Source organism: bacterium (assembly GCA_024226335.1).
In the GTDB taxonomy this organism is placed as follows: Bacteria; Myxococcota_A; UBA9160; order SZUA-336; family SZUA-336; genus JAAELY01.
In genome coordinates this window covers 1-516 of sequence record JAAELY010000510.1, presented here as the reverse complement: position 1 = coordinate 516, position 516 = coordinate 1, and the positions used below count along the sequence as shown (strand labels likewise).

Genomic DNA, 516 nt, shown 5'->3' with positions numbered 1-516 from the left:
CCCCCGCACAGATCCCAACGTGCAGGACTATTGCACTGGGCTCCTGCCTCAGGTGGTGACGCGCAGGCGTTGATCCGGATAGGGATGAAAGACTCGCGGCTGGGGAAGGTGTCGCTTTGCGCGGCGGTAGAAGCGCTTCCACGGAAGCCGGTGTTTCTGGCTGCGACGCCGAAGCGCTCGCCACCAGTGCCACAGGATTTCCTGATAGAAGACGTTCAGAGCCCGGGTATTGCGAGGCACGCCGTAGTACTGGAAGTGCCCGTGCAGGACCGCACTCAGCCACCGTCTCTGCTCTGCCAGCTTCTGGTGGCGGCGACGCTTCAGCTCGATGTTCATCGATTTCAGCTTCGCCGTCAGCTTCTGGCGCATCGTGTGTCGGAGGACGACGAACCGTCCCCTGGGATCCCTGCTACAAATGTGCTTGAACCCCAGGAAGTTGAACGTCTCGGGCTTGCCGTCGCCCCGCCGTCTACGATTCTCGACCGCGAAGCGGCCAAACTCGATCAGGCGGGTCTT

Annotated in this window: 1 protein-coding gene; it reads right to left on the bottom strand. The window is 62.0% G+C overall.

The window, feature by feature from the left end; translation table 11 throughout:
- Positions 1 to 48: 48 nt before the first annotated feature.
- Positions 49 to 516 (bottom strand): group II intron reverse transcriptase/maturase (locus GY725_24820; protein ID MCP4007418.1); only part of this gene is annotated, 468 nt, incomplete at its 5' end.